At 63.7% G+C, this 21,608-nt stretch carries 24 protein-coding genes; all 24 read left to right on the top strand.

All coding sequences use genetic code 11. The annotated features are described in order from the left end of the window. Positions 1–12: 12 nt before the first annotated feature. Positions 13–1,617: a carboxyl transferase domain-containing protein gene (locus tag AB1A62_RS03580; protein ID WP_366659956.1), complete on the top strand. Its 1,605-nt coding sequence runs from the start codon at positions 13–15 to the stop codon at positions 1,615–1,617. 9 nt (positions 1,618–1,626) lie between these two features. After that, positions 1,627–3,564 (top strand): acetyl/propionyl/methylcrotonyl-CoA carboxylase subunit alpha, encoded by a 1,938-nt coding sequence (locus tag AB1A62_RS03575; protein ID WP_366659954.1) that lies wholly within the window; start codon positions 1,627–1,629, stop codon positions 3,562–3,564. Between the two features lie 77 nt (positions 3,565–3,641). Then, positions 3,642–4,499, top strand: coding sequence for a hydroxymethylglutaryl-CoA lyase (locus AB1A62_RS03570; protein WP_366659952.1), 858 nt, complete (start codon positions 3,642–3,644; stop codon positions 4,497–4,499). 20 nt (positions 4,500–4,519) lie between these two features. Next, a complete protein-coding gene (locus AB1A62_RS03565; protein WP_366659951.1) occupies positions 4,520–5,302 on the top strand; it encodes a crotonase/enoyl-CoA hydratase family protein in 783 nt (260 codons plus the stop codon). A gap of 233 nt (positions 5,303–5,535) precedes the next feature. Beyond that, entirely contained in the window at positions 5,536–5,901 is a 366-nt protein-coding gene (locus AB1A62_RS03560) for an NADH-quinone oxidoreductase subunit A (RefSeq protein ID WP_019295998.1), read from the top strand. Then, the gene (locus tag AB1A62_RS03555) at positions 5,892–6,425 is read left to right on the top strand and encodes an NADH-quinone oxidoreductase subunit B family protein (RefSeq protein WP_019295997.1); all 534 of its coding nucleotides are present in this window, start codon (positions 5,892–5,894) and stop codon (positions 6,423–6,425) included. The genes AB1A62_RS03560 and AB1A62_RS03555 overlap by 10 nt, the downstream gene beginning before the upstream one ends. Positions 6,426–6,443: 18 nt before the next feature. After that, positions 6,444–7,049 (top strand): NADH-quinone oxidoreductase subunit C, encoded by a 606-nt coding sequence (locus AB1A62_RS03550; protein WP_065267084.1) that lies wholly within the window; start codon positions 6,444–6,446, stop codon positions 7,047–7,049. Next, entirely contained in the window at positions 7,049–8,272 is a 1,224-nt protein-coding gene (locus AB1A62_RS03545) for an NADH-quinone oxidoreductase subunit D (protein WP_366660015.1), read from the top strand. Before AB1A62_RS03550 ends, AB1A62_RS03545 begins: the two co-directional genes overlap by 1 nt. Next, complete coding sequence (locus tag AB1A62_RS03540) at positions 8,269–8,580, top strand: hypothetical protein (RefSeq protein WP_366659949.1); 312 nt, start codon at positions 8,269–8,271, stop codon at positions 8,578–8,580. Before AB1A62_RS03545 ends, AB1A62_RS03540 begins: the two co-directional genes overlap by 4 nt. After that, positions 8,580–9,761, top strand: a complete 1,182-nt coding sequence (locus AB1A62_RS03535; RefSeq protein WP_366659948.1) for an NADH-quinone oxidoreductase subunit E — start codon at positions 8,580–8,582, stop codon at positions 9,759–9,761. Before AB1A62_RS03540 ends, AB1A62_RS03535 begins: the two co-directional genes overlap by 1 nt. 45 nt (positions 9,762–9,806) lie before the next feature. Continuing rightward, complete coding sequence (locus AB1A62_RS03530) at positions 9,807–10,034, top strand: DUF5337 domain-containing protein (RefSeq protein ID WP_366659946.1); 228 nt, start codon at positions 9,807–9,809, stop codon at positions 10,032–10,034. Between the two features lie 6 nt (positions 10,035–10,040). Continuing rightward, on the top strand, positions 10,041–11,339 hold the full coding sequence (gene nuoF, locus AB1A62_RS03525; protein ID WP_366659945.1) for an NADH-quinone oxidoreductase subunit NuoF: 1,299 nt from the start codon (positions 10,041–10,043) through the stop codon (positions 11,337–11,339). Between the two features lie 3 nt (positions 11,340–11,342). After that, complete coding sequence (locus AB1A62_RS03520) at positions 11,343–11,759, top strand: MAPEG family protein (protein ID WP_366659944.1); 417 nt, start codon at positions 11,343–11,345, stop codon at positions 11,757–11,759. A gap of 2 nt (positions 11,760–11,761) precedes the next feature. Then, a complete protein-coding gene (locus tag AB1A62_RS03515) occupies positions 11,762–12,121 on the top strand; it encodes a hypothetical protein (RefSeq protein WP_366659943.1) in 360 nt (119 codons plus the stop codon). Positions 12,122–12,222: 101 nt separating this feature from the next. After that, positions 12,223–12,627 (top strand): DUF5333 domain-containing protein, encoded by a 405-nt coding sequence (locus tag AB1A62_RS03510; RefSeq protein WP_366659941.1) that lies wholly within the window; start codon positions 12,223–12,225, stop codon positions 12,625–12,627. Positions 12,628–12,630: 3 nt separating this feature from the next. Continuing rightward, positions 12,631–14,655 carry an NADH-quinone oxidoreductase subunit NuoG gene (gene nuoG, locus AB1A62_RS03505; RefSeq protein WP_366659939.1) on the top strand — a complete coding sequence of 675 codons (2,025 nt, stop codon included), beginning with the start codon at positions 12,631–12,633 and terminating at the stop codon, positions 14,653–14,655. Next, the gene (locus tag AB1A62_RS03500) at positions 14,652–15,038 is read left to right on the top strand and encodes a hypothetical protein (RefSeq protein ID WP_366659938.1); all 387 of its coding nucleotides are present in this window, start codon (positions 14,652–14,654) and stop codon (positions 15,036–15,038) included. The genes nuoG and AB1A62_RS03500 overlap by 4 nt, the downstream gene beginning before the upstream one ends. 6 nt (positions 15,039–15,044) lie before the next feature. After that, positions 15,045–16,082, top strand: coding sequence for an NADH-quinone oxidoreductase subunit NuoH (nuoH, locus tag AB1A62_RS03495; protein WP_027237100.1), 1,038 nt, complete (start codon positions 15,045–15,047; stop codon positions 16,080–16,082). A gap of 3 nt (positions 16,083–16,085) precedes the next feature. Next, on the top strand, positions 16,086–16,580 hold the full coding sequence (gene nuoI, locus AB1A62_RS03490) for an NADH-quinone oxidoreductase subunit NuoI (protein ID WP_039163235.1): 495 nt from the start codon (positions 16,086–16,088) through the stop codon (positions 16,578–16,580). After that, complete coding sequence (locus AB1A62_RS03485; RefSeq protein ID WP_065267095.1) at positions 16,577–16,996, top strand: carboxymuconolactone decarboxylase family protein; 420 nt, start codon at positions 16,577–16,579, stop codon at positions 16,994–16,996. Before nuoI ends, AB1A62_RS03485 begins: the two co-directional genes overlap by 4 nt. Beyond that, complete coding sequence (locus AB1A62_RS03480; RefSeq protein WP_222475059.1) at positions 16,993–17,595, top strand: NADH-quinone oxidoreductase subunit J; 603 nt, start codon at positions 16,993–16,995, stop codon at positions 17,593–17,595. Before AB1A62_RS03485 ends, AB1A62_RS03480 begins: the two co-directional genes overlap by 4 nt. Before the next feature lie 4 nt (positions 17,596–17,599). Continuing rightward, positions 17,600–17,905 carry an NADH-quinone oxidoreductase subunit NuoK gene (gene nuoK / locus AB1A62_RS03475; RefSeq protein ID WP_008553673.1) on the top strand — a complete coding sequence of 102 codons (306 nt, stop codon included), beginning with the start codon at positions 17,600–17,602 and terminating at the stop codon, positions 17,903–17,905. A gap of 6 nt (positions 17,906–17,911) precedes the next feature. Then, positions 17,912–20,044 carry an NADH-quinone oxidoreductase subunit L gene (nuoL, locus tag AB1A62_RS03470; protein ID WP_366659934.1) on the top strand — a complete coding sequence of 711 codons (2,133 nt, stop codon included), beginning with the start codon at positions 17,912–17,914 and terminating at the stop codon, positions 20,042–20,044. Next, positions 20,044–21,594 carry an NADH-quinone oxidoreductase subunit M gene (locus tag AB1A62_RS03465; RefSeq protein WP_366659933.1) on the top strand — a complete coding sequence of 517 codons (1,551 nt, stop codon included), beginning with the start codon at positions 20,044–20,046 and terminating at the stop codon, positions 21,592–21,594. Before nuoL ends, AB1A62_RS03465 begins: the two co-directional genes overlap by 1 nt. The last annotated feature ends 14 nt before the right edge of the window (positions 21,595–21,608 follow it).

Below are 21,608 nucleotides of genomic sequence, written 5' to 3'. Positions count from 1 at the left end.
GGGAGAGTGGACATGAAACTCACATCCAAGGCGATGCCCTCTTCGGAAGGCTTCAAGCAGAACCGCGAGGCGCATCTGGACGCCCTCGCGCAGATCAGCGAGGCGGCTGAGGCCGCGCGCATGGGCGGCGGCGAGAAATCCCGCGCCCGCCATGAAAGCCGCGGCAAGATGCTGCCGCGCCGCCGGGTGGCGAACCTCTTGGACCCCGGCTCCCCGTTCCTGGAGATCGGCGCCACCGCGGCGCATGCCATGTATGACGGCGCCGCGCCGTCGGCAGGTGTGATTGCCGGCATCGGCCGGGTGCACGGGCAGGAGGTCATGGTGGTCTGCAACGACGCCACCGTGAAGGGCGGCACCTATTACCCGATGACGGTGAAGAAACACCTGCGCGCGCAGGAGATCGCCGAGGAAAACCGTCTGCCCTGCATCTATCTGGTCGACTCCGGCGGCGCCAACCTGCCGAACCAGGATGAGGTCTTCCCGGACCGCGATCACTTCGGGCGCATCTTCTACAACCAGGCGCGGATGTCGGCCAAGGGCATCCCGCAAATCGCTGTCGTCATGGGCTCCTGCACCGCGGGCGGCGCCTATGTGCCGGCGATGTCGGATGTCACCATCATCGTGAAGGAACAGGGCACCATCTTCCTGGCCGGTCCGCCGCTGGTGAAGGCTGCCACGGGCGAGGTTGTCAGCGCCGAGGACCTGGGCGGCGGCGACGTGCACACGCGCCTCTCAGGCGTGGCCGACTACCTGGCCGAGGATGACGCCCACGCGCTGGCGCTGGCCCGGCGCGCGGTGCAGTCCTTGAACATCACCAAGCCGCTGGCGGTGAACTGGGCCAGCCCGGAAGAACCCGCCTATGACCCAGAGGAAATCCTCGGCGTGGTGCCCGGCGACCTGCGTACGCCTTATGACATCCGCGAAGTGATCGCGCGGCTGGTCGATGGCTCCCGCTTCGACGAATTCAAGCCGCGCTTCGGTGAAACCCTGGTGACCGGCTTTGCCCACCTCAAGGGCTGCCCCATCGGCATCATCGCCAACAACGGCGTGCTGTTCTCCGAAGCCGCCCAAAAGGGTGCGCATTTCGTCGAGCTGTGCAGCCAGCGCAAGATCCCGCTGGTGTTCCTGCAGAACATCACCGGCTTCATGGTCGGCCGCAAATACGAAAACGAGGGCATCGCCCGCCACGGTGCCAAGATGGTGACGGCGGTGGCCACGACCAATGTCCCCAAGATCACCATGCTGGTCGGCGGCTCTTTCGGTGCCGGCAACTACGGCATGTCGGGCCGCGCCTATTCCCCGCGCTTCCTGTGGACCTGGCCGAATTCCCGCATCTCAGTAATGGGCGGCGAGCAGGCGGCGGGCGTGCTGGCGACCGTGAAACGCGACGCCATCGAACGCCAGGGCGGCAGTTGGAGCACCGAGGAAGAAGCTGAGTTCAAGCGCCCCACCATCGAGATGTTCGAGGAACAGAGCCACCCGCTCTATGCCTCCGCGCGGCTTTGGGATGATGGCATCATCGACCCGCGCAAATCCCGCGACGTGCTGGCCCTGTCGCTGAGCGCTGCCCTGAATGCCCCGATCGAAGACACGCGCTTCGGCGTCTTCCGGATGTGAGGATCTCCCATGTTTGACAAAATCCTGATTGCCAACCGCGGAGAGATTGCCTGCCGCGTGATGGAAACCGCCCGTGCCATGGGGGTGCGGACCGTGGCCGTTTACTCCGACGCCGATGCGGCTTCGAAACATGTGGCGCTGGCGGATGAGGCCGTGCATATCGGCGGCCCGGCCCCGGCGGACAGCTATTTGAAGGGCGACGAGATCATCCGCGTCGCACAGGAAACCGGCGCCCAGGCGATTCACCCGGGGTACGGCTTCCTGTCGGAAAACCCGAAATTCGTCGAGGCGGTGGAGGCCGCGGGGCTTGTCTTTATCGGTCCATCGGCAGACGCCATTCGCAAGATGGGCCTGAAGGACGCTGCCAAGGCGCTGATGGAAGAGGCCGGCGTGCCGGTGGTGCCGGGCTATCACGGCACCAATCAGGACCCGGAGTTCCTGGCAGGCGAGGCGGAGAAGATCGGCTATCCGGTGCTGATCAAGGCGGTTGCCGGCGGCGGCGGCAAGGGGATGCGGCTGGTCGAAAAGCCTGCCGAATTTGCCGATGCCCTGAAAAGTGCTCAAGGCGAGGCGACCACCGCCTTTGGCAACCCGGATGTCTTGATCGAGAAATACATCCAGCAGCCGCGGCATATCGAGGTTCAGGTCTTTGGCGACGGCGAAACCGCGGTGCATCTGTTCGAGCGCGACTGCTCGCTGCAGCGGCGCCATCAGAAGGTGATCGAGGAAGCGCCGGCGCCGGGCATGACCGCGGAAATGCGCGAGGCGATGGGACAGGCCGGCGTGCGCGCGGCCGAAGCCATCGGCTACAAGGGCGCAGGCACGGTGGAGTTCATCGTCGACGGCTCTGACGGGCTGCGCCCCGACGGGTTCTGGTTCATGGAAATGAACACCCGCCTGCAGGTGGAGCATCCGGTCACGGAGCTGATCACCGGCGTCGATCTGGTGGAGTGGCAGCTGCGGGTTGCCTCTGGCGAGAGCCTGCCTGCCAAGCAGGAAGACCTCACCATCACCGGCCACGCGTTTGAGGCGCGGCTTTACGCGGAGGACGTGCCCAAAGGCTTCCTGCCTGCAACCGGCACGCTGACCCATCTGTCCTTCCCGGCAGAGGCCCGCGCCGACAGCGGCGTCAGGGCAGGGGACACCATCAGCCCCTGGTACGACCCGATGATTTCCAAGGTGATCGTGCATGGCTCCACCCGCAAGGTGGCGCTCTCGCGGCTGGCCCGCGCGCTGGAGGAAACCGAGGTCGGCGGCACTGTTACCAACCTGGCTTTCCTTGGCGCACTGGCGGCGCATGAGGGCTTTGCAAACGGCGAGGTGGACACCGGTCTGATTGCCCGCGACCTGGACGAGCTGACCGCGGCGCCGGTGGTGGAGCTGCGCCACAAGGCGGCGGCCGGCATGGTGGCTCTGGATCTGGTGGAGGCTTCTCCGGACACCGGCTTCACCCTCTGGGCGCCTTTGCACCGGGCCGTCACCCTGTCCCATGCGGGCGAGGAGTTCACCGCTGACGTGCAGGTGGACGGGCCCGACCGGCAGCTTTGGACCATTGAGGGCGAAACCGTCGTGGCCGAACGCAGCCAGGGCCAGTGGCGCATTGATGAGCGCCGGATGCCTGCGGTCTCGCAGTCGGGAACGCTGATCACCGTGCATGATGCCTACGGCCTGGAGTTCACCGCGCTGGATCCGCTGGACCGCGATGCGGCAGCAGGCGGCGACAGCAACGTGATCGAGGCGCCGATGCCCGGTTTGGTCAAGGCGGTCTTTGCTGAAGCGGGCCAGACGGTGAAGGAGGGCGACCGTCTCGCCATTCTGGAAGCGATGAAGATGGAGCATTCGCTCTTGGCCGCCCGCGACGGCGTGGTGGCGGAGGTGCTGGCCGCTGCCGGCGACCAGGTTGAGGCCGGCGCAGCGCTGGTGCGGCTGGAAGAAGAAGACGGCTGATCCGGGTCGGGGCGGCGCATCTGCCGCCCCCGCTGCGGATTGAGTATTTTTGGAAAGATGAAGCCGGAGGGCATTCCATGGGTGAATTTGCCGAAATCTTCGAGGTCGGCCCGCGCGACGGGCTGCAGAATGAAAAGCGCGAGATTCCGGTCGCGGAAAAGGTGGCGCTGACCGATTGCCTGAGCCGCGCCGGGTTCAAACGGATTGAAGTGGCAAGCTTTGTGTCGCCCAAATGGGTGCCGCAGATGGCGGGCAGCGCGGAGGTGCTGGCAGGCATCACCCGCGCACCCGGCGTGCGCTATGCGGCGCTGACGCCCAACATGCGCGGTTATGAGGACGCGGTGGCGGCCAAGGCCGATGAGATTGCGGTCTTTGCCTCGGCCTCCGAAGGGTTTTCCAAGGCCAACATCAACGCCACCATCGAGGAAAGCATCACTCGCTTCCTGCCCATCTTGGAGGCGGCCAAGGGGATCGGGCTGCCGGTCCGGGGCTATGTCTCCTGCGTGACCGACTGCCCCTACGATGGCTCCACCCCGCCGGAGAAAGTGGCGGAGGTAGCCGAACGGCTGTTCTCGCTCGGCTGTTACGAGATCTCGCTGGGCGACACCATCGGGCAGGGCACCCCGGAGGCGATCACTGCGATGCTCAAGGCTGTCACCGCGCGGGTGCCCGCGGCACAGCTGGCGGGCCATTATCACGACACCGCGGGCCGGGCGCTCGACAATATCGAGGCCTCGCTGGCGCAGGGCGTGCGGGTGTTCGATGCGGCAGTCGGCGGCTTGGGCGGCTGCCCCTATGCGCCGGGCGCGGCGGGCAATGTGGCGACGGAAGCGGTGCAAAAGCGCCTGACCGAACTGGGCTATGACACCGGCTTGGATGCGGAGGTGCTGGAAGAAGCCGCAGTACTCGCCCGGATGATGCGCGGCCTGCAGTAAGAATTCAGCGGAGACACAAGATGTTTGAGACAATCACCCTGGACACCGACGCCCGCGGCGTCTGCACCCTGACCCTGAACCGTGCCGAGAAGCACAACGCCATGTCCGGCCAGATGCTGCAGGAGCTCACCCAGGCGGCGAAACGGCTGGCTGAGGATGAGACCGTCCGCGTGGTGGTCCTGACCGGTGCCGGCAAGAGTTTTTGCGCGGGCGGCGACTTGGGCTGGATGCGGGCGCAGATGGATGCGGATGCCGAAACCCGCGCGCGCGAGGCGCGGGTGCTGGCGGAAATGCTGATGGCGCTCAACACCCTGCCCAAGCCGGTGATCGGCGCGGTGCAGGGCAACGCGTTCGGCGGCGGTGTCGGAATGGCGTCGGTATGCGACGTGGCCATCGGGGCGGATCACCTGAAGATGGGCCTGACCGAGACCAAGCTGGGACTGATTCCCGCCACCATCGGCCCATATGTCATCGCCCGCATGGGCGAAGCCAAGGCGCGCCGCGTGTTCATGTCGGCCCGCCTGTTTGGCGCAGAGGAGGCGGTGGAGCTTGGCCTGCTGGCCAAGGCCGTGCCCGCGGACCAGCTGGCGGAGGCGGTTGAGGCAGAGGTCGCGCCTTACCTCAACTGCGCCCCCGGTGCGGTGGCGGCGGCCAAGAAACTGGCCCGCGATCTGGGGCCGCGGCTGGACGGCAGCGTTATCGACCATACAATCAAGGCGCTTGTGGAGCGCTGGGAAGGGCCGGAGGCCGGCGAGGGCATCGCGGCGTTCTTTGAAAAACGCAAACCCATCTGGCAAAGCTGAAAACCGGCATAAATGACTCACGTTTTTGCGGCGGCTGCAGTTTCCCCTGCGGCCGCTTTTCTTATGAAAATGCTTGGGAATTGGCCTTGCAGGGCGGCCGTGCTTTTTCTGTCCAAACCCTTGTGGATTAACGTCGCTTTAGTTGACGCTCCCCGGGCGCGGGGGTATGCACAGTCCAAATCAACACGCCAATTGACGCCGCGCGGAAATCCGCCCGGGGAAAGGAGCTGCTCTTGGAAGAGATGTTGAGGGAATACCTGCCGATCCTGGTCTTCCTGGCCGTCGCGGCAGGTCTGGGGATTGTCCTTATCCTGGCAGCCGTGGTGCTGGCGGTCCGCAACCCGGACCCGGAAAAGGTCAGCGCCTATGAGTGCGGTTTCAACGCCTTTGACGATGCCCGCATGAAATTCGATGTCCGGTTTTACCTGGTGTCGATCCTCTTCATCATTTTCGACCTGGAAATCGCCTTCCTGTTTCCCTGGGCCGTCGGTTTCAAGGATATCAGCGACCTCGGCTTCTGGTCGATGATGGTGTTCCTTGGCGTGCTGACCATCGGCTTTGCCTATGAATGGAAGAAAGGGGCCCTGGAATGGCAGTGATGACCGGACCCAACACGGCGGGCGTCGACAAGGAAGTTGTCACCCGGGCCATCAATGCCGAGCTTCAGGATAAGGGTTTCCTGCTCACCTCGGCTGAGGACATCATCAACTGGGCGCGCACCGGCTCCCTGCACTGGATGACCTTTGGCCTGGCGTGCTGCGCGGTGGAGATGATGCACACCTCGATGCCGCGCTATGACGCCGAACGTTTCGGCATCGCGCCGCGTGCCTCGCCGCGCCAGTCGGACGTGATGATCGTTGCGGGCACCCTCACCAACAAGATGGCGCCGGCCCTGCGCAAGGTCTACGACCAGATGCCCGAGCCGCGCTATGTGATCTCGATGGGCTCCTGCGCCAATGGCGGTGGCTATTACCACTACAGCTATTCCGTGGTGCGCGGCTGCGACCGGGTTGTGCCGGTTGACGTCTACGTGCCCGGCTGCCCGCCGACGGCTGAGGCGCTGCTTTACGGCCTGATGCAGTTGCAGCGCAAGATCCGCCGCACCGGCACCCTGGTGCGCTAAGGAAGGGGCGGAGACAACATGAGCGAAGCACTGAAAGAACTGGGCGCCCAGATCGAAGCCAAACGCCCCGACTGCGTGGTGGCCTGGGATGTGTCCTTTGATGAGCTGAACATCGACGTGACACCTTCGAACATCGCCGGTCTGGTGGAGTTCCTGAAGCTGGACGCCAACTGCAAGTTTTCGACCCTGGTGGACATCACCGCGGTGGACTACCCCGACCGCGCCAAGCGGTTCGATGTGGTCTATCACTTCCTGTCGATGTACCGGAACCAGCGCATCCGCCTGCGTGCCGCTGTGCGCGAGGATGAGATGGTGCCCTCGATCGTGGACGTGCACCCCTCGGCCAACTGGTTCGAGCGGGAAGTCTACGACATGTTCGGCATCCTGTTCTCAGGCCATCCGGATCTGCGCCGGATCCTGACCGACTACGGCTTCCGCGGCTATCCGCTGCGCAAGGATTTCCCGACCACCGGTTACACCGAGGTCCGCTATGACGAGGCGCAAAAGCGCGTGGTCTACGAGCCGGTGAAGCTGGTGCAGGAATACCGCCAGTTCGATTTCATGTCCCCGTGGGAAGGTGCCGAATACATCCTGCCCGGCGACGAGAAGGAGGGGGCGCAATGATGGACGGCTCCAAATTTGACGACGGCAGCGTTGACGCGCTGAGCGGCGAGCAGAAGATCCGCAACTTCAACATCAACTTCGGCCCGCAACACCCTGCGGCGCATGGGGTTCTGCGGCTGGTTCTGGAACTCGACGGCGAGATCGTTGAGCGCTGCGACCCGCATATCGGCCTGCTGCACCGCGGCACCGAGAAGCTGATGGAAAGCCGCACCTACCTGCAGAACCTGCCGTATTTCGACCGCCTCGATTATGTGGCGCCGATGAACCAGGAACACGCCTGGTGCCTGGCCATCGAAAAGCTGACCGGCACCGAGGTGCCGCGCCGCGGCCAGCTTATCCGGGTTCTCTACTCGGAAATCGGCCGGGTGCTGAACCACCTCCTCAACGTCACCACGCAGGCAATGGACGTCGGCGCGCTGACCCCGCCGCTCTGGGGCTTTGAAGAGCGCGAAAAGCTGATGATCTTCTATGAGCGGGCCTGCGGCGCACGCCTGCACGCGGCCTACTTCCGCCCCGGCGGTGTGCATCAGGATCTGCCGGACGAACTGCTGGATGATATCGACCTCTGGGCAATGGAATTCCCCAAGGTTCTGGACGACATCGACGGCCTGCTGACCGAAAACCGCATCTTCAAGCAGCGCAACTGCGACATTGGTGTGGTGACCGAGAAGGACATCCAGGAATACGGCTTCTCCGGCGTCATGGTGCGCGGCTCCGGCCTTGCATGGGACCTGCGCCGCGCGCAGCCCTACGAATGCTATGACGAGTTCGAGTTCCAGGTGCCGGTCGGCAAGAACGGCGACTGCTACGACCGCTACCTCTGCCGTATGGAAGAGATGCGCCAGTCGACCTCGATCATCCGTCAGGCGATTGCCAAGCTGCGCGAAGCCACCGGCGACGTGCTGGCCCGCGGCAAGCTGACCCCGCCCAAGCGCGGCGACATGAAGACCTCGATGGAAAGCCTGATCCACCATTTCAAGCTGTACACCGAAGGTTTCCACGTCCCGGCGGGCGAGGTTTACGCCGCCGTCGAGGCGCCCAAGGGCGAGTTCGGCGTCTATCTGGTGGCGGACGGGTCCAACAAGCCCTACCGCTCCAAGATCCGCGCGCCGGGCTTCCTGCACCTGCAGGCGATGGACCACGTTGCCAGGGGCCACCAACTGGCCGACGTCGCCGCCATCATCGGCACCATGGACGTCGTGTTCGGGGAGATTGACCGTTGAGGTTGGTTGGCGCGCTTCTCCTGTCAGTGCTTGGTTCAACTGCTTCCTCTCAGGAAGTGGAAAGTCAAGGTGATGCTGAGGGCGCAGCCCAGTATGTTGTGGAGGCAGCTACATCACCCGAATTCCAAGAATTTCATTGCCGCGGCTTGCTGGATCGAGCTGAGATGGAAGTGGCTCGCGTTTTGAACGACTTAGACTACAGTTTGGTGCTTTCCGCCCGCGGAAAGGGCGGTGCCATTGGCAATGTCGAATGCCATCTCTCTTCGTCGAGAACGGTAACTAAAACCTATGAAGGTGTGAAAGACTGATGCTTCGCAGACTGCACCACGAACAACCCGACAGCTTTGCCTTCACCCCGGCCAACCAGGCCTGGGCCGAGGCGCAGATCACCAAGTATCCTGAGGGCCGCCAGGCCTCCGCGGTCATTCCGCTTTTGTGGCGTGCGCAGGAGCAGGAAGGCTGGGTCACAAAGCCCGCGATCGAAGCCATCGCCGACATGCTCGGCATGGCCTATATCCGGGTGCTGGAGGTTGCCTCTTTCTACTTCATGTTCCAGCTGCAACCGACCGGTTCCGTTGCCAATATCCAGATCTGCGGCACCACCTCCTGCATGATCTGCGGGGCAGAGGACCTGGTTGCGGTCTGCAAGGAAAAGATCGCCGAGAAGCCGCACACCCTGTCGGCGGACGGAAAGTTCACCTGGGAAGAGGTCGAGTGCCTGGGCGCCTGCACCAATGCCCCGATGGCGCAGATCGGCAAGGATTACTACGAGGACCTGACCGTCGAGAGCTTCACCAGGCTGCTGGACGATCTGGCCGCGGGCAAAGACGTGGTGCCCGGCCCGCAGAACGGCCGTTACGCGGCGGAGCCGAAGTCGGGCCTCACCTCGCTGACCGACTTCGACAGCGGCAAGACCCAGTACAACGCGTCTGTTCAGCTGGCGGTGGATATCCAGGACGGCGTCAAGCGCATCCAGGGTGATGAAGTGCCGCTGCTGACGCCTTGGATCGGCAAGGACGGTGTGGTTGCCGGCCGCGCAGCCGAGGGGCAGCCGCCGAAAGCGCCGGAAGCGCCCAAGCCTGCTGTGAAACAGGCAGAGGAAGCAGCCAAGGCCGCGCCGAAGAAAGCGGATGCGGCTGAGCCGGCGTCGCCGGAGGGGGCCGCGGCAAAGCCTGATGAGGCTGCGGCTGAAGAAAGCCAGCCGATGGTTCTGAAAGAGGCCCTGGGCGGCCTGCCGGATGATCTGAAGCTGCTGAAGGGGGTTGGACCGAAGCTGGAAGAGAAGCTCAACGGGCTGGGCATCTTCCACTTCGAGCAGATCGCCGAATGGACCGAGGCCGAGGTCGCTTGGGTCGATGCACGGCTCAAGTTCAAAGGCCGGATCACTCGGGACGGCTGGATTGAGCAGGCCAAGCGCCTGCAGGTCGGTGATGTGACCGAATTTGCCAGACGCGCCAAGGCCGAAGGCATCTACGAAGACGACGAATGACGGGCGGCGGCCTGATGGGGCCGCGGTTCAGGTGACGGGAAACAGATGAGCAAGGAACAGGACCAGGCCATTGCAGCAAAGGGCCGGCACATCGCGTTGGTGATTGCCGGGACGATTTCGCTGTGGGTCGTGGTGTCACTGTTCATCGGCCCCGTGCTGGGGCTGCCGGGGCGCTATGCGCTGCTGTTCGACTTCGCCGCGCTGGCGGGCATGATCTATGCCCTGGTCAACATATTTCAACTCTGGCGCATGCGCCGGGACAGCCAAAGGTAGGCACACATGCTGAAGGATCAGGACCGGATCTTTACCAACCTTTACGGGATGCACGAGCGCACGCTGGCGGGCGCCAAGGCGCGCGGCCATTGGGATGGCACGGCCGGCATCATCGAAAAGGGCCGCGACTGGATCATTCAGACCATGAAGGACTCAGGGCTTCGTGGCCGCGGCGGCGCGGGCTTCCCGACCGGCCTCAAGTGGTCCTTCATGCCCAAGGAAAGCGACGGCCGCCCGGCGTATCTGGTCATCAACGCCGATGAATCCGAGCCCGGCACCTGCAAGGATCGGGAAATCATGCGCCACGATCCGCACACGCTGATCGAGGGCGCGCTGATCGCCTCCTTCGCGATGAACGCGCATACCTGCTACATCTACCTGCGCGGCGAATACATCCGCGAGCGCGAGGCGCTGCAGGCGGCAATTGATGAATGCTATGACAAGGGCCTGCTGGGCCGGAACGCTGCTGGCTCCGGCTGGGACTTCGACGTCTTCCTGCACCACGGGGCAGGGGCCTATATCTGCGGCGAGGAAACCGCTCTGATCGAGAGCCTGGAAGGCAAGAAGGGCATGCCCCGGATGAAGCCGCCGTTCCCGGCGGGCGCAGGCCTTTACGGCTGCCCGACCACGGTGAACAACGTGGAGTCCATCGCTGTGGTGCCCACCATCCTGCGCCGCGGCGCCGACTGGTTCGCCGGTTTCGGCCGCCAGAACAACGCGGGCACCAAGCTGTTTGCGATCTCCGGCCACGTCAACAACCCCTGCGTGGTTGAAGAGGCGATGAGCATCTCCTTCGAGGAGCTGATCGAGAAGCATTGTGGCGGCATCCGCGGCGGCTGGGACAACCTGCTGGCAGTGATCCCCGGCGGTTCTTCTGTGCCGTGTGTGCGCGGCGAGAACATGCGCGACGCGATCATGGATTTTGATTACCTGCGCGGCGAGCTGGGCTCCGGCCTCGGCACTGCGGCGGTGATCGTGATGGACAAGCAGACCGACATCATCAAGGCGATCTGGCGCCTGTCCAAGTTCTACAAGCACGAAAGCTGCGGCCAGTGCACCCCCTGCCGCGAAGGCACCGGCTGGATGATGCGCGTCATGGACCGCCTGGTGAAAGGCGAGGCCGAGCTGGAAGAGATCGACATGCTGTGGGACGTGACCAAACAGGTCGAAGGCCACACCATCTGCGCCCTCGGCGACGCGGCGGCCTGGCCGATCCAGGGCCTGATCAAGAACTTCCGCGAGGAAATCGAAGACCGCATCAGGGCCCAGAAGACCGGGCGCATGGGCGCGATGGCAGCGGAATAACTGATGGAAGCTTTTGACGCATATTCCCACGCTTTGGCCGCGCTGGTGATCTTTACCCTGATCACCCTGGCGCTGTCGCCGTTTTCGGCGCTGGCCAAGCAGAAGGCGGGCCTCGCTCCGGGTGCGACGCCTCAGCAGGATTATGCGGATAAGGCCTACCGGCTCAACCGGGCCTATCTGAACGGCTGCGAGACACTGCCTGCCTTCCTGACCGTGACACTGGTGGCGATCGTGGCGGGCGCAGCGCCGTTCTGGGTGAACCTGCTGGCCTCGCTGGCGGTAGTGTCCCGGGTCATCATGATTTTCATTCACCTGCAGGGCATCGGCAAACCGTACAGCGGGCCGCGCTCTGTTTTCTACGTTCTCGGCTGGGCCTGCATGGCGGGTCTGGCGATCCTGGCATTGGCGGCAGTATTTTGAGCATGATGAAGACATACCGGATGGCCGTGCCTGCGGCGTGCCTGGCGGCTTTGGCGTTGGTTTCTGCCTGCGGCAGCTCCACCACCAACAAGAACCGCGAGCTGTATGACGGGGTGCCGTTCAAGGCCAAGGCCAAGCCGGTCGACAAGAAAACCAACCCCGCGGTGTTCCAGATCGATATCAAGGGCGCCGAACGCTCGATCAAGGGCGCGCGCGAAGCAGCGGCGCACAGCGGCACCAAATACTGCGTGACCGCCTACGGCTCGTCCGACATCGAATGGGCCAACGACCCGCGTGACGAGGAAACCCCGCTGACCATCACCGATGGCCGCGCCGTCTTCCAGGGGACCTGCACCCCGTGAGCGGATTTCCGGCATATCAGGGCCTTGCGGCCCGGCTGCTATTGCATAGCAGCAGCGCGCGCCTGCGCATGGGGGCTTCGAAACTGAAGGAGTCCCATGCCATGCGTGCCCTGATTGCCGTTGTTCTCTCCGCTGCTGTTGCCCTGCCTGCCTCCGCGCTGGCGAAACCGTCGCTGCGCGACGTCCAGGAAATCGAAGACCCGCTGTTTGCCGTCGCCGTGGCCAAAGAAGTCTCGGACTACTGCGATGATATTTCCCCCCGCTACCTGAAAGGGCTGGGCGAGTTGCGCCGGCTCAAAGCGCGGGCAAACGCGCTGGGATACTCGGACGCGGAAATCCGCGACTACATCGAATCTGATGCCGAAAAGGACCGGATGCGCGCCAAGGGAGAGCAGCTCCTGGCGCAGAACGGCGTTGACTACGGCAAACCCGAAACATTCTGCGCCTATGGCCGCGCAGAGATTGAGAAAAACAGCGCGATCGGCGTGTTACTGAGGGCGAAATAGACCATGTCTGACCTCCGCAAGATCAACATTGACGGAACCGAGATCGAGGTGGATGGGGCAATGACCCTGATCCAGGCCTGTGAGGAGGCCGGCGTCGAGATCCCGCGCTTCTGCTACCACGAGCGGCTGTCGATTGCCGGCAACTGCCGCATGTGCCTGGTTGAGGTTGTCGGCGGCCCGCCGAAACCCGCCGCCTCCTGCGCGATGCAGGTGCGCGACCTGCGCCCCGGCCCCGAAGGCCAGGCGCCGCAGGTGAAAACCAACTCGCCGATGGTCAAGAAGGCCCGCGAAGGCGTGATGGAATTCATGCTGATCAACCACCCGCTGGATTGCCCGATCTGCGACCAGGGCGGCGAATGCGACCTGCAGGACCAGGCGATGGCCTATGGCCTGTCGGGCAGCCGCTTCAAGGAAGCCAAGCGCGCGGTGGACGATCTGGACCTCGGCCCGCTGGTTGCCACCACCATGACCCGCTGCATCAGCTGCACCCGCTGCGTGCGTTTCACCACTGAGGTCGCCGGCATCACCCAGATGGGCCAGACCGGGCGCGGCGAGGATGCGGAGATCACCTCCTACCTGAACCAGACGCTGCAATCGAACCTGCAGGGCAACATCATCGACCTGTGCCCGGTGGGCGCGCTGACCTCGAAGCCTTATGCGTTCACCGCCCGCCCGTGGGAGCTGACCAAAACCGAGACCATCGACGTGATGGACGCGCTGGGGTCGAACATCCGCGTTGACACCAAGGGCCGCGAAGTGATGCGCATCCTGCCGCGCAACCATGACGGCGTGAACGAGGAATGGATCAGCGACAAGACCCGCTTTGTCTGGGACGGCCTGCGCCGCCAGCGTCTGGACCGCCCCTATGTGCGCGTGGATGGCAAGCTGAAGCCCGCCACCTGGGCAGAGGCGCTGTCTGCCGCTGCAACCGCCATGAAAGGCAAGAAGGTTGCGGGCCTGATCGGCGACCTGGCCCCGGTTGAGGCGGCCTATGCGCTGAAGCAGCTGGTCGAGGGGCTGGGCGGCAAGGTCGAATGCCGCACCGACAACGCCCGCCTGCCGATCGGCAACCGGGCAGGTTATGCCGGCACCGCCACCATCGAAGACCTCGATGACGCGGAAATGATCCTGCTGATCGGCACCAACCCGCGCGACGAGGCGCCGGTGCTGAATGCCCGCATCCGCAAGGCCTGGGCCAACGGCGCCGAAGTGGCGCTGATCGGCCCCGCAGCGGATCTGACCTATGAGTACTACCACGCCGGCACCGGCCGCGACGCGCTCAGCGACATGATCGCCAACGGTGTCTCTGAGGAGACCCGCGACAACAAGAAAACCGTGATCATTGTGGGGCAGGGCGCCCTGCGCGAGGCCGACGGCCTGGCAGTGATGGCCGCCGCCCAGAAGATGGCGGAACTGTCCGGCTCCAAGCTGATGGTGCTGCACACCGCTGCCTCCCGCGTCGGGGCAATGGACATCGGCGCGGTGACCGAGGGCGGCATGGAAGCCGCGATCGACGGGGCGGAGGTGATCTACAACCTTGGCGCCGATGAAGTGGAAATCGATGCGGGTGCCTTTGTGATCTACCAGGGTTCCCACGGCGACCGCGGCGCGCACCGCGCCGACGTGATCCTGCCGGGCGCGGCCTACACGGAAGAAAACGGCCTGTTCGTGAACACCGAGGGCCGCCCGCAGCTGGCGATGCGAGCCGCATTTGCGCCGGGTGAGGCTAAGGAGAACTGGGCCATCCTGCGCGCGCTGAGCGCCGAGGCCGGCGCCCAGCTGCCCTATGACTCGCTGGCCCAGCTGCGCCAGGCCCTGGTTGCCGAAGTGCCGCATCTGGCGCAAATCGACGAAGTGGCCGAGAAGGACGGCGAGCCGCTGGAACAGGACAAGCTCGGCAACGCCGATTTCCTGCCCGCGATCAAGGACTTCTACCTGACCAACCCGATCGCCCGCGCATCGCAGCTGATGGCGGAACTGTCGGCAGGTGTGAAAGCCCGCGGAAACGAGGCAATGGCCGCCGAATGATCCGTTTCGCCCTCATAACGCCCTTTGTTCTGGCCGCCTGCGCAATGGCGCCCGGCACTGAAGGCGCGCAGCCCGCTCCTGTCTACGAAGGGGTGGAAACCAGCCTGCTGGAGGGCGATCTGGTGCAATTTCATGTCTCCATGCGCGGCGCGGCCGTGCCCGGCGACCTTGACAACTATGCGGAATGCGCCGCCGCGCAATACGCGCTGATCCGGGGCTACGGGTTTGCGCGCCATGTGCGCACGACAACGAAACAGGCAGGGGGCAGCCGGGCCGCTGACGCGGTCTATCTGATTTCGCCCTCTCTGCCGCGCGGATTGCGCACCATCGACGCCGAAGTCGTGGTCGCGGATTGCGCGGCGAACGGAATACCCACGGTGTGAGGACCTATGGCTGATTTCTTTAACACTCCAGGCGGCATCGCTGTTCTGATCCTGGCGCAAGTGCTTGCAGTTGTTGCCTTTGTGATGATCTCGCTCCTGTTCCTCGTCTACGGGGACCGCAAGATCTGGGCCGCGGTCCAGATGCGCCGGGGCCCGAACGTGGTGGGCGTCTACGGCCTGCTGCAATCGGTGGCCGACGCGCTGAAATACGTGGTTAAAGAGGTGGTGATCCCGGCCGGCGCCGACCGCACCGTCTTTATCCTGGCGCCGATGACCTCCTTCGTGCTGGCGATGATCGCCTGGGCGGTGATCCCCTTCAACGACGGCTGGGTGCTCTCTGACATCAACGTCGCCATCCTCTATGTCTTCGCGGTCTCCTCGCTTGAGGTTTACGGCGTGATCATGGGCGGCTGGGCGTCGAACTCGAAATACCCGTTCCTGGGTTCTCTGCGGTCAGCCGCGCAGATGATCTCCTACGAGGTCTCCATCGGCCTCATTATCATCGGTGTGATCATCTCCACCGGTTCGATGAACTTCGGCGACATTGTACGTGCGCAAGACGGCGATCTGGGCCTGCTGAACTGGTACTGGATCCCGCATTTCCCGATGGTCTTCCTGTTCTTCATCTCGGCGCTGGCGGAAACCAACCGCCCGCCCTTCGACCTGCCGGAAGCGGAATCGGAACTGGTGGCGGGCTACCAGGTGGAATACTCGGCCACCCCGTTCCTGCTGTTCATGGCCGGTGAATACATCGCCATCTTCCTGATGTGTGCGCTGACAACCCTGCTGTTCTTCGGCGGCTGGCTGTCCCCGATCCCGGGCCTGCCCGACGGCGTGCTGTGGATGGTCGGCAAGATGGCGTTCTTCTTCTTCCTCTTCGCAATGGTGAAGGCGATCACCCCGCGCTACCGCTACGACCAGCTGATGCGCCTGGGCTGGAAAGTGTTCCTGCCGTTCTCGCTGGCCTGGGTGGTCTTCGTGTCCTTTGCTGCAAAATTTGACTGGTTCTGGGGCATCTTCGCCCGCTGGACCGTGGGAGGCTAACTGATGGCGAACATCGACTACACCCGCGCCGCCAAATACTTCCTGCTGCAGGATTTCTGGGTCGGCTTCAAACTGGGGCTGAAGTATTTCTTCGCCCCCAAGGCCACCCTGAACTACCCGCACGAGAAGGGCCCGCTGTCGCCCCGCTTCCGCGGCGAGCACGCGCTGCGCCGCTATCCGAACGGCGAGGAGCGCTGCATTGCCTGCAAGCTTTGCGAAGCGGTCTGCCCGGCGCAGGCGATCACCATCGACGCGGAACCGCGCGAGGACGGCAGCCGCCGCACCACGCGCTATGACATCGACATGACCAAATGCATCTACTGCGGTTTCTGCCAGGAAGCCTGCCCGGTCGATGCGATTGTCGAGGGACCGAACTTCGAATTCGCCACCGAGACCCGCGAAGAGCTGTTCTACGACAAGGAAAAACTCCTGGCCAATGGCGAGCGCTGGGAAGCCGAGATCGCCCGCAACCTAGAAATCGACGCGCCGTACCGATGACTGATCCCAAGAACCCTTTCGAGGCCATGATGGCCCAGGCCCAGCAGATGGCCAAGGCGTTCAACCCGGCGCTGGAGAACTTCTCGCCTTCCGAGGCTTTCAAGGAGTTCGAGGCGCTGTGGCCCACCATGCCCAAAGAGGTCATGGAAATGATGTTCGGCAACACCGTCAACAAGGACGGGCTGGATGCCAAGACCCGGCTGCTGCTGACACTGGCCGGGCTGACAATGCAGGGCGCGCAGGCCGACAGTGCCGTGCGCCAGACCGTGCGCCACGCCCTCGCGGCCGGCGCCAAGAAACAAGAGATCGTGGAAACGATCGGACAGATGTCGGTGTTTGCCGGCATTCCGGCCATGAACCGGGCGCTGGATCTGGCGCAGGCGGTCATGGACGACAAAAGGGACGATGAGACATGAGCGTTTTTGCCTTCTACCTCTTCGCCATCAGCGCCATCACCGGCGGGCTGTTCACCGTGATCAGCCGCCAGCCGGTGCATTCGGTACTGTGGCTGATCCTGGCCTTCCTCTCTTCGGCCGGGCTGTTTGTGCTTTTGGGGGCGGAGTTCGTCGCCATGCTGCTGGTCATCGTCTACGTGGGCGCGGTCGCGGTGCTGTTCCTGTTTGTGGTGATGATGATCGACGTGGACTTTGCCGAGCTGAAGGCGGAGATGGCGAAATACATGCCGCTGGCGCTGCTGATCGGCCTGGTCATCCTGATGCAGTTCGTGATGGCCTTCGGCGTCTGGGAAACCGCCCACAAGGCGCCTGAGCTGCTGGCCAATCCGGTGCCTGCCGACCGCCACAACACCGAGGCGCTCGGCCTCATCATCTATGATCAATATTTCCTTCTGTTCCAGCTGGCGGGCCTGATCCTGCTGGTGGCGATGATCGGCGCGATCGTGCTGACCCTGCGCCACCGCACCGACGTCAAGCGCCAGGACGTGGTCGCGCAGATGATGCGCGACCCGGCCGCCGCGATGGAGCTTAGGGACGTGAAACCGGGGCAGGGGCTGTGATCCAATGATTGGACTTGAACATTATCTGACCGTCGCGGCGACGCTGTTCGTCATCGGCATCTTCGGGCTCTTCCTGAACCGCAAGAACGTGATCATCCTCTTGATGAGCATCGAACTGATGCTCCTGGCGGTGAACATCAACCTGGTTGCCTTCTCTTCCTTCCTGGGCGATCTGGTGGGGCAGGTTTTCACCTTGTTCGTGCTGACCGTGGCCGCCGCCGAGGCCGCCATCGGCCTGGCGATCCTGGTCTGCTTCTTCCGCAACCGCGGCACCATCGCCGTCGAAGACGTCAACGTGATGAAGGGCTAAAGAACCATGGAAACCATCCTCCTCTTTGCCCCTCTGGTGGGGGCCGTTATCTGCGGCTTCGGCCACAAGATGATCGGTGAGAAAGCCGCCACCGTGACCGCCACGGCGCTGCTGTTCCTGTCGGCGCTGCTCAGCTGGATCACCTTCCTGGCGTTTGACGGGGTGACCCAGAACATCGAGATCTTCCGCTGGATCGAAAGCGGCTCGCTGTCGACCTCCTGGGCGATCCGGCTGGACCGGCTGACCGCGATCATGCTGATCGTGATCACCACCGTGTCCTCACTCGTGCACCTCTATTCCTTCGGCTACATGGACCATGACCCGCAGTGGAAGGAGGGCGAGAGCTACAAGCCGCGCTTCTTTGCCTACCTGTCGTTCTTCACCTTCGCGATGCTGATGCTGGTGACTTCCGACAACCTGGTGCAGATGTTCTTCGGCTGGGAAGGCGTGGGCGTGGCCTCCTACCTGCTGATCGGCTTCTACTACCGCAAGCCGTCGGCCAACGCGGCGGCGATCAAGGCCTTTATCGTCAACCGCGTCGGCGACTTCGGTTTTGCGCTGGGGATCTTCGGCCTGTTCTTCCTGACCGACAGCATCAATCTGGCGGACATCTTTGCAGCCGCCCCGACGCTGGCGGAAACCCAGGTCTCCTTCCTGTGGACCGAGTGGAACGCGGCGAACCTGCTGGCCTTCCTGCTTTTTGTCGGTGCGATGGGCAAATCGGCACAGCTGATCCTGCACACCTGGCTGCCGGACGCGATGGAAGGCCCGACCCCGGTGTCGGCGCTGATCCACGCGGCAACTATGGTGACCGCGGGCGTGTTCCTGGTCTGCCGCATGTCGCCGCTGATCGAGTTCGCGCCTGAAGCCGCGGCCTTCATCACCGTGCTGGGGGCTGCCACTGCCTTCTTCGCTGCGACCGTGGGCCTGGTGCAGAACGACATCAAGCGCGTGATCGCCTATTCGACCTGCTCGCAGCTGGGCTACATGTTCGTGGCCGCCGGTGTCGGCATGTATTCCGCAGCGATGTTCCACCTGTTCACCCACGCCTTCTTCAAGGCGATGCTGTTCCTTGGCGCCGGTTCGGTGATCCACGCCATGCACCACGAGCAGGACATGCGGAACTACGGCGCGCTTCGCAAAAAGATCCCCTACACCTTCTGGGCGATGATGATCGGCACCCTGGCCATCACCGGCGTCGGTATCCCGCTCAGCGGCTGGGTTGGCTTTGCCGGTTTCGTCTCCAAGGATGCGATCATCGAAAGCGCCTATGCGGGCGGCTCGATGTTCGGTTTCTGGGCGCTGGTGATCGCGGCCTTCATGACCTCGTTCTATTCCTGGCGCCTGATCTTCATGACCTTCTACGGCGAGGCGCGCGGCGACAAGCACACCCACGACCAGGCCCACGAAAGCCCCTGGACCATGCTGGTGCCGCTGGGCGTGCTGGCGGTGGGTTCCGTCACTGCAGGCATGATCTGGTACAGCAGCTTCTTCGGCCACGCCGATCAGGTCGGCAAGTTCTACGGTATCCCGGTGGCGGAAGCGTCCGCTGCGGCGCATGGCGAAGAGGCTGGCCACGGCGAAGAGGCCGCGCACGGCGATGACGCTGCGCACGGTGAAGATGCCGCCCATGGCGAAGACGCGGCACATGGCGGCGAGCACCACTATGTGTTTGCCGGCAAGCCGGGCGAGGGCGCGCTGTACATCGCGCCGGACAACCACATCCTGGAGGATGCCCATGCGGCGCCGAAATGGGTGAAACTGTCCCCGTTCATGGCAATGCTTGGCGGCCTGGTGCTGGCGCTGTGGTTCTACATCTGGAACCCGTCGCTGCCCGTGCGCCTGGCGAAGCAGCAGCGCCCGCTGTACCTGTTCCTCCTGAACAAGTGGTACTTTGACGAGATCTATGACGTGATCTTCGTCAAGCCGGCCGTGGCCATTGGCCGCTTCTTCTGGAAACGCGGCGATGGCAGCACCATCGACGGCTTCCTGAACGGCCTGGCCATGGGCGTTGTGCCTTTCTTCACCCGCCTCGCGGGCCGGGCGCAGTCCGGTTACATCTTCACTTATGCCTTCTGGATGGTGCTGGGCATTGCCGCCCTGGTCACCTGGATGTCGATCGGCGGAGGAGCGCACTGATGGACAATCTCCTTTCTATTGTCACCTTCATCCCGGCGCTCGCGGCGGCCATCCTGGCCCTGTTCCTGCGCGGCGAGGATAAGGCGGCGCAGCGCAACGCCAAGTTTGTTGCGCTCTTTGCAACCACGATCACCTTCCTGGTGAGCCTGGGCATCTATTCCCAGTTCGACCCGGCCAACACCGGCTTCCAGTTTGTCGAGGACCGGGCCTGGATCTTCGGTCTGAAGTACAAGATGGGCGTTGACGGCATCTCGGTGCTGTTCGTGATGCTGACCACCTTCATCATGCCGCTGACCATCCTGGCCAGCTGGTCGGTCACTGACCGGGTCAAGGAATACATGATCGCCTTCCTGCTGCTGGAGACCCTGATGCTGGGTGTCTTCATGGCGCTGGACCTGGTGCTGTTCTACCTGTTCTTCGAGGCGGGCCTCATTCCGATGTTCCTGATCATCGGCATCTGGGGCGGCAAGGAGCGGATCTACGCTTCCTTCAAGTTCTTCCTCTATACCTTCTTCGGCTCGGTGCTGATGCTGGTGGCGATGGTCTTCATGTATGTGGATGCCGGGACCACCGACATCGAGACCCTGCTGACCCACAGCTTCTCGGCGGCGTCCTTTGACGTCCTGGGCATCCATGTGCTGGGCGGCGCCCAGACGCTGATGTTCCTGGCCTTCTTTGCCTCCTTCGCGGTGAAGATGCCGATGTGGCCGGTGCACACCTGGCTGCCGGATGCGCACGTGCAGGCGCCGACCGCGGGTTCCGTGGTGCTGGCGGCGATCCTGCTGAAAATGGGCGGCTACGGCTTCCTGCGCTTCTCCCTGCCGATGTTCCCGGTGGGCGCGGATGTGATGACCGATGTGGTCCTGTGGATGTCCGCGATCGCGGTGGTCTACACCTCGCTGGTGGCGATGGTGCAGGAGGACATGAAAAAGCTGATCGCCTATTCCTCGGTTGCGCACATGGGCTTTGTCACCATGGGCATCTTTGCCGCCAACCAGCAGGGCATTGACGGCGCAATCTTCCAGATGCTGTCGCACGGCTTCATCTCCGCCGCGCTCTTCCTTTGCGTCGGCGTGATCTATGACCGCATGCACACCCGCGACATCGACGCCTATGGCGGCCTGGTGATCCGGATGCCTGCCTACGCGCTGGTCTTCATGTTCTTCACCATGGGCAACGTCGGCCTGCCGGGCACCTCGGGCTTTGTCGGTGAATTCCTGACCCTGATGGGCGCCTTCCAGAAGAACACCTGGGTGACTGCTGTGGCAGCAACCGGCGTGATCTTCTCGGCGGCTTATGCGCTGTGGCTCTACCGCCGCGTGGTGTTCGGCGACCTGATCAAGGGCAGCCTGATGGGCATCCGCGACATGTCTCTGCGCGAGCGTTTCGTCTTCGCGCCGCTGGTCGCCATGACCCTGCTGCTGGGGGTCTACCCGTCGCTGGTCACCGACGTGATTGCGCCCTCGACCGAGGCGCTAATTGCAAACTTCAACCAGTCTCTGGCTGCTGCGGACACCGCGCCCGCAGCCACCCAGATTGCTTCGCACTAAGGGAGCATCAGGCA

The organism is Leisingera sp. JC11, from assembly GCF_040704725.1.
Lineage (GTDB): Bacteria > Pseudomonadota > Alphaproteobacteria > Rhodobacterales > Rhodobacteraceae > Leisingera.
Note: the sequence above shows the minus strand (reverse complement) of the source record. Positions and strands in the feature narration are given on the sequence as shown.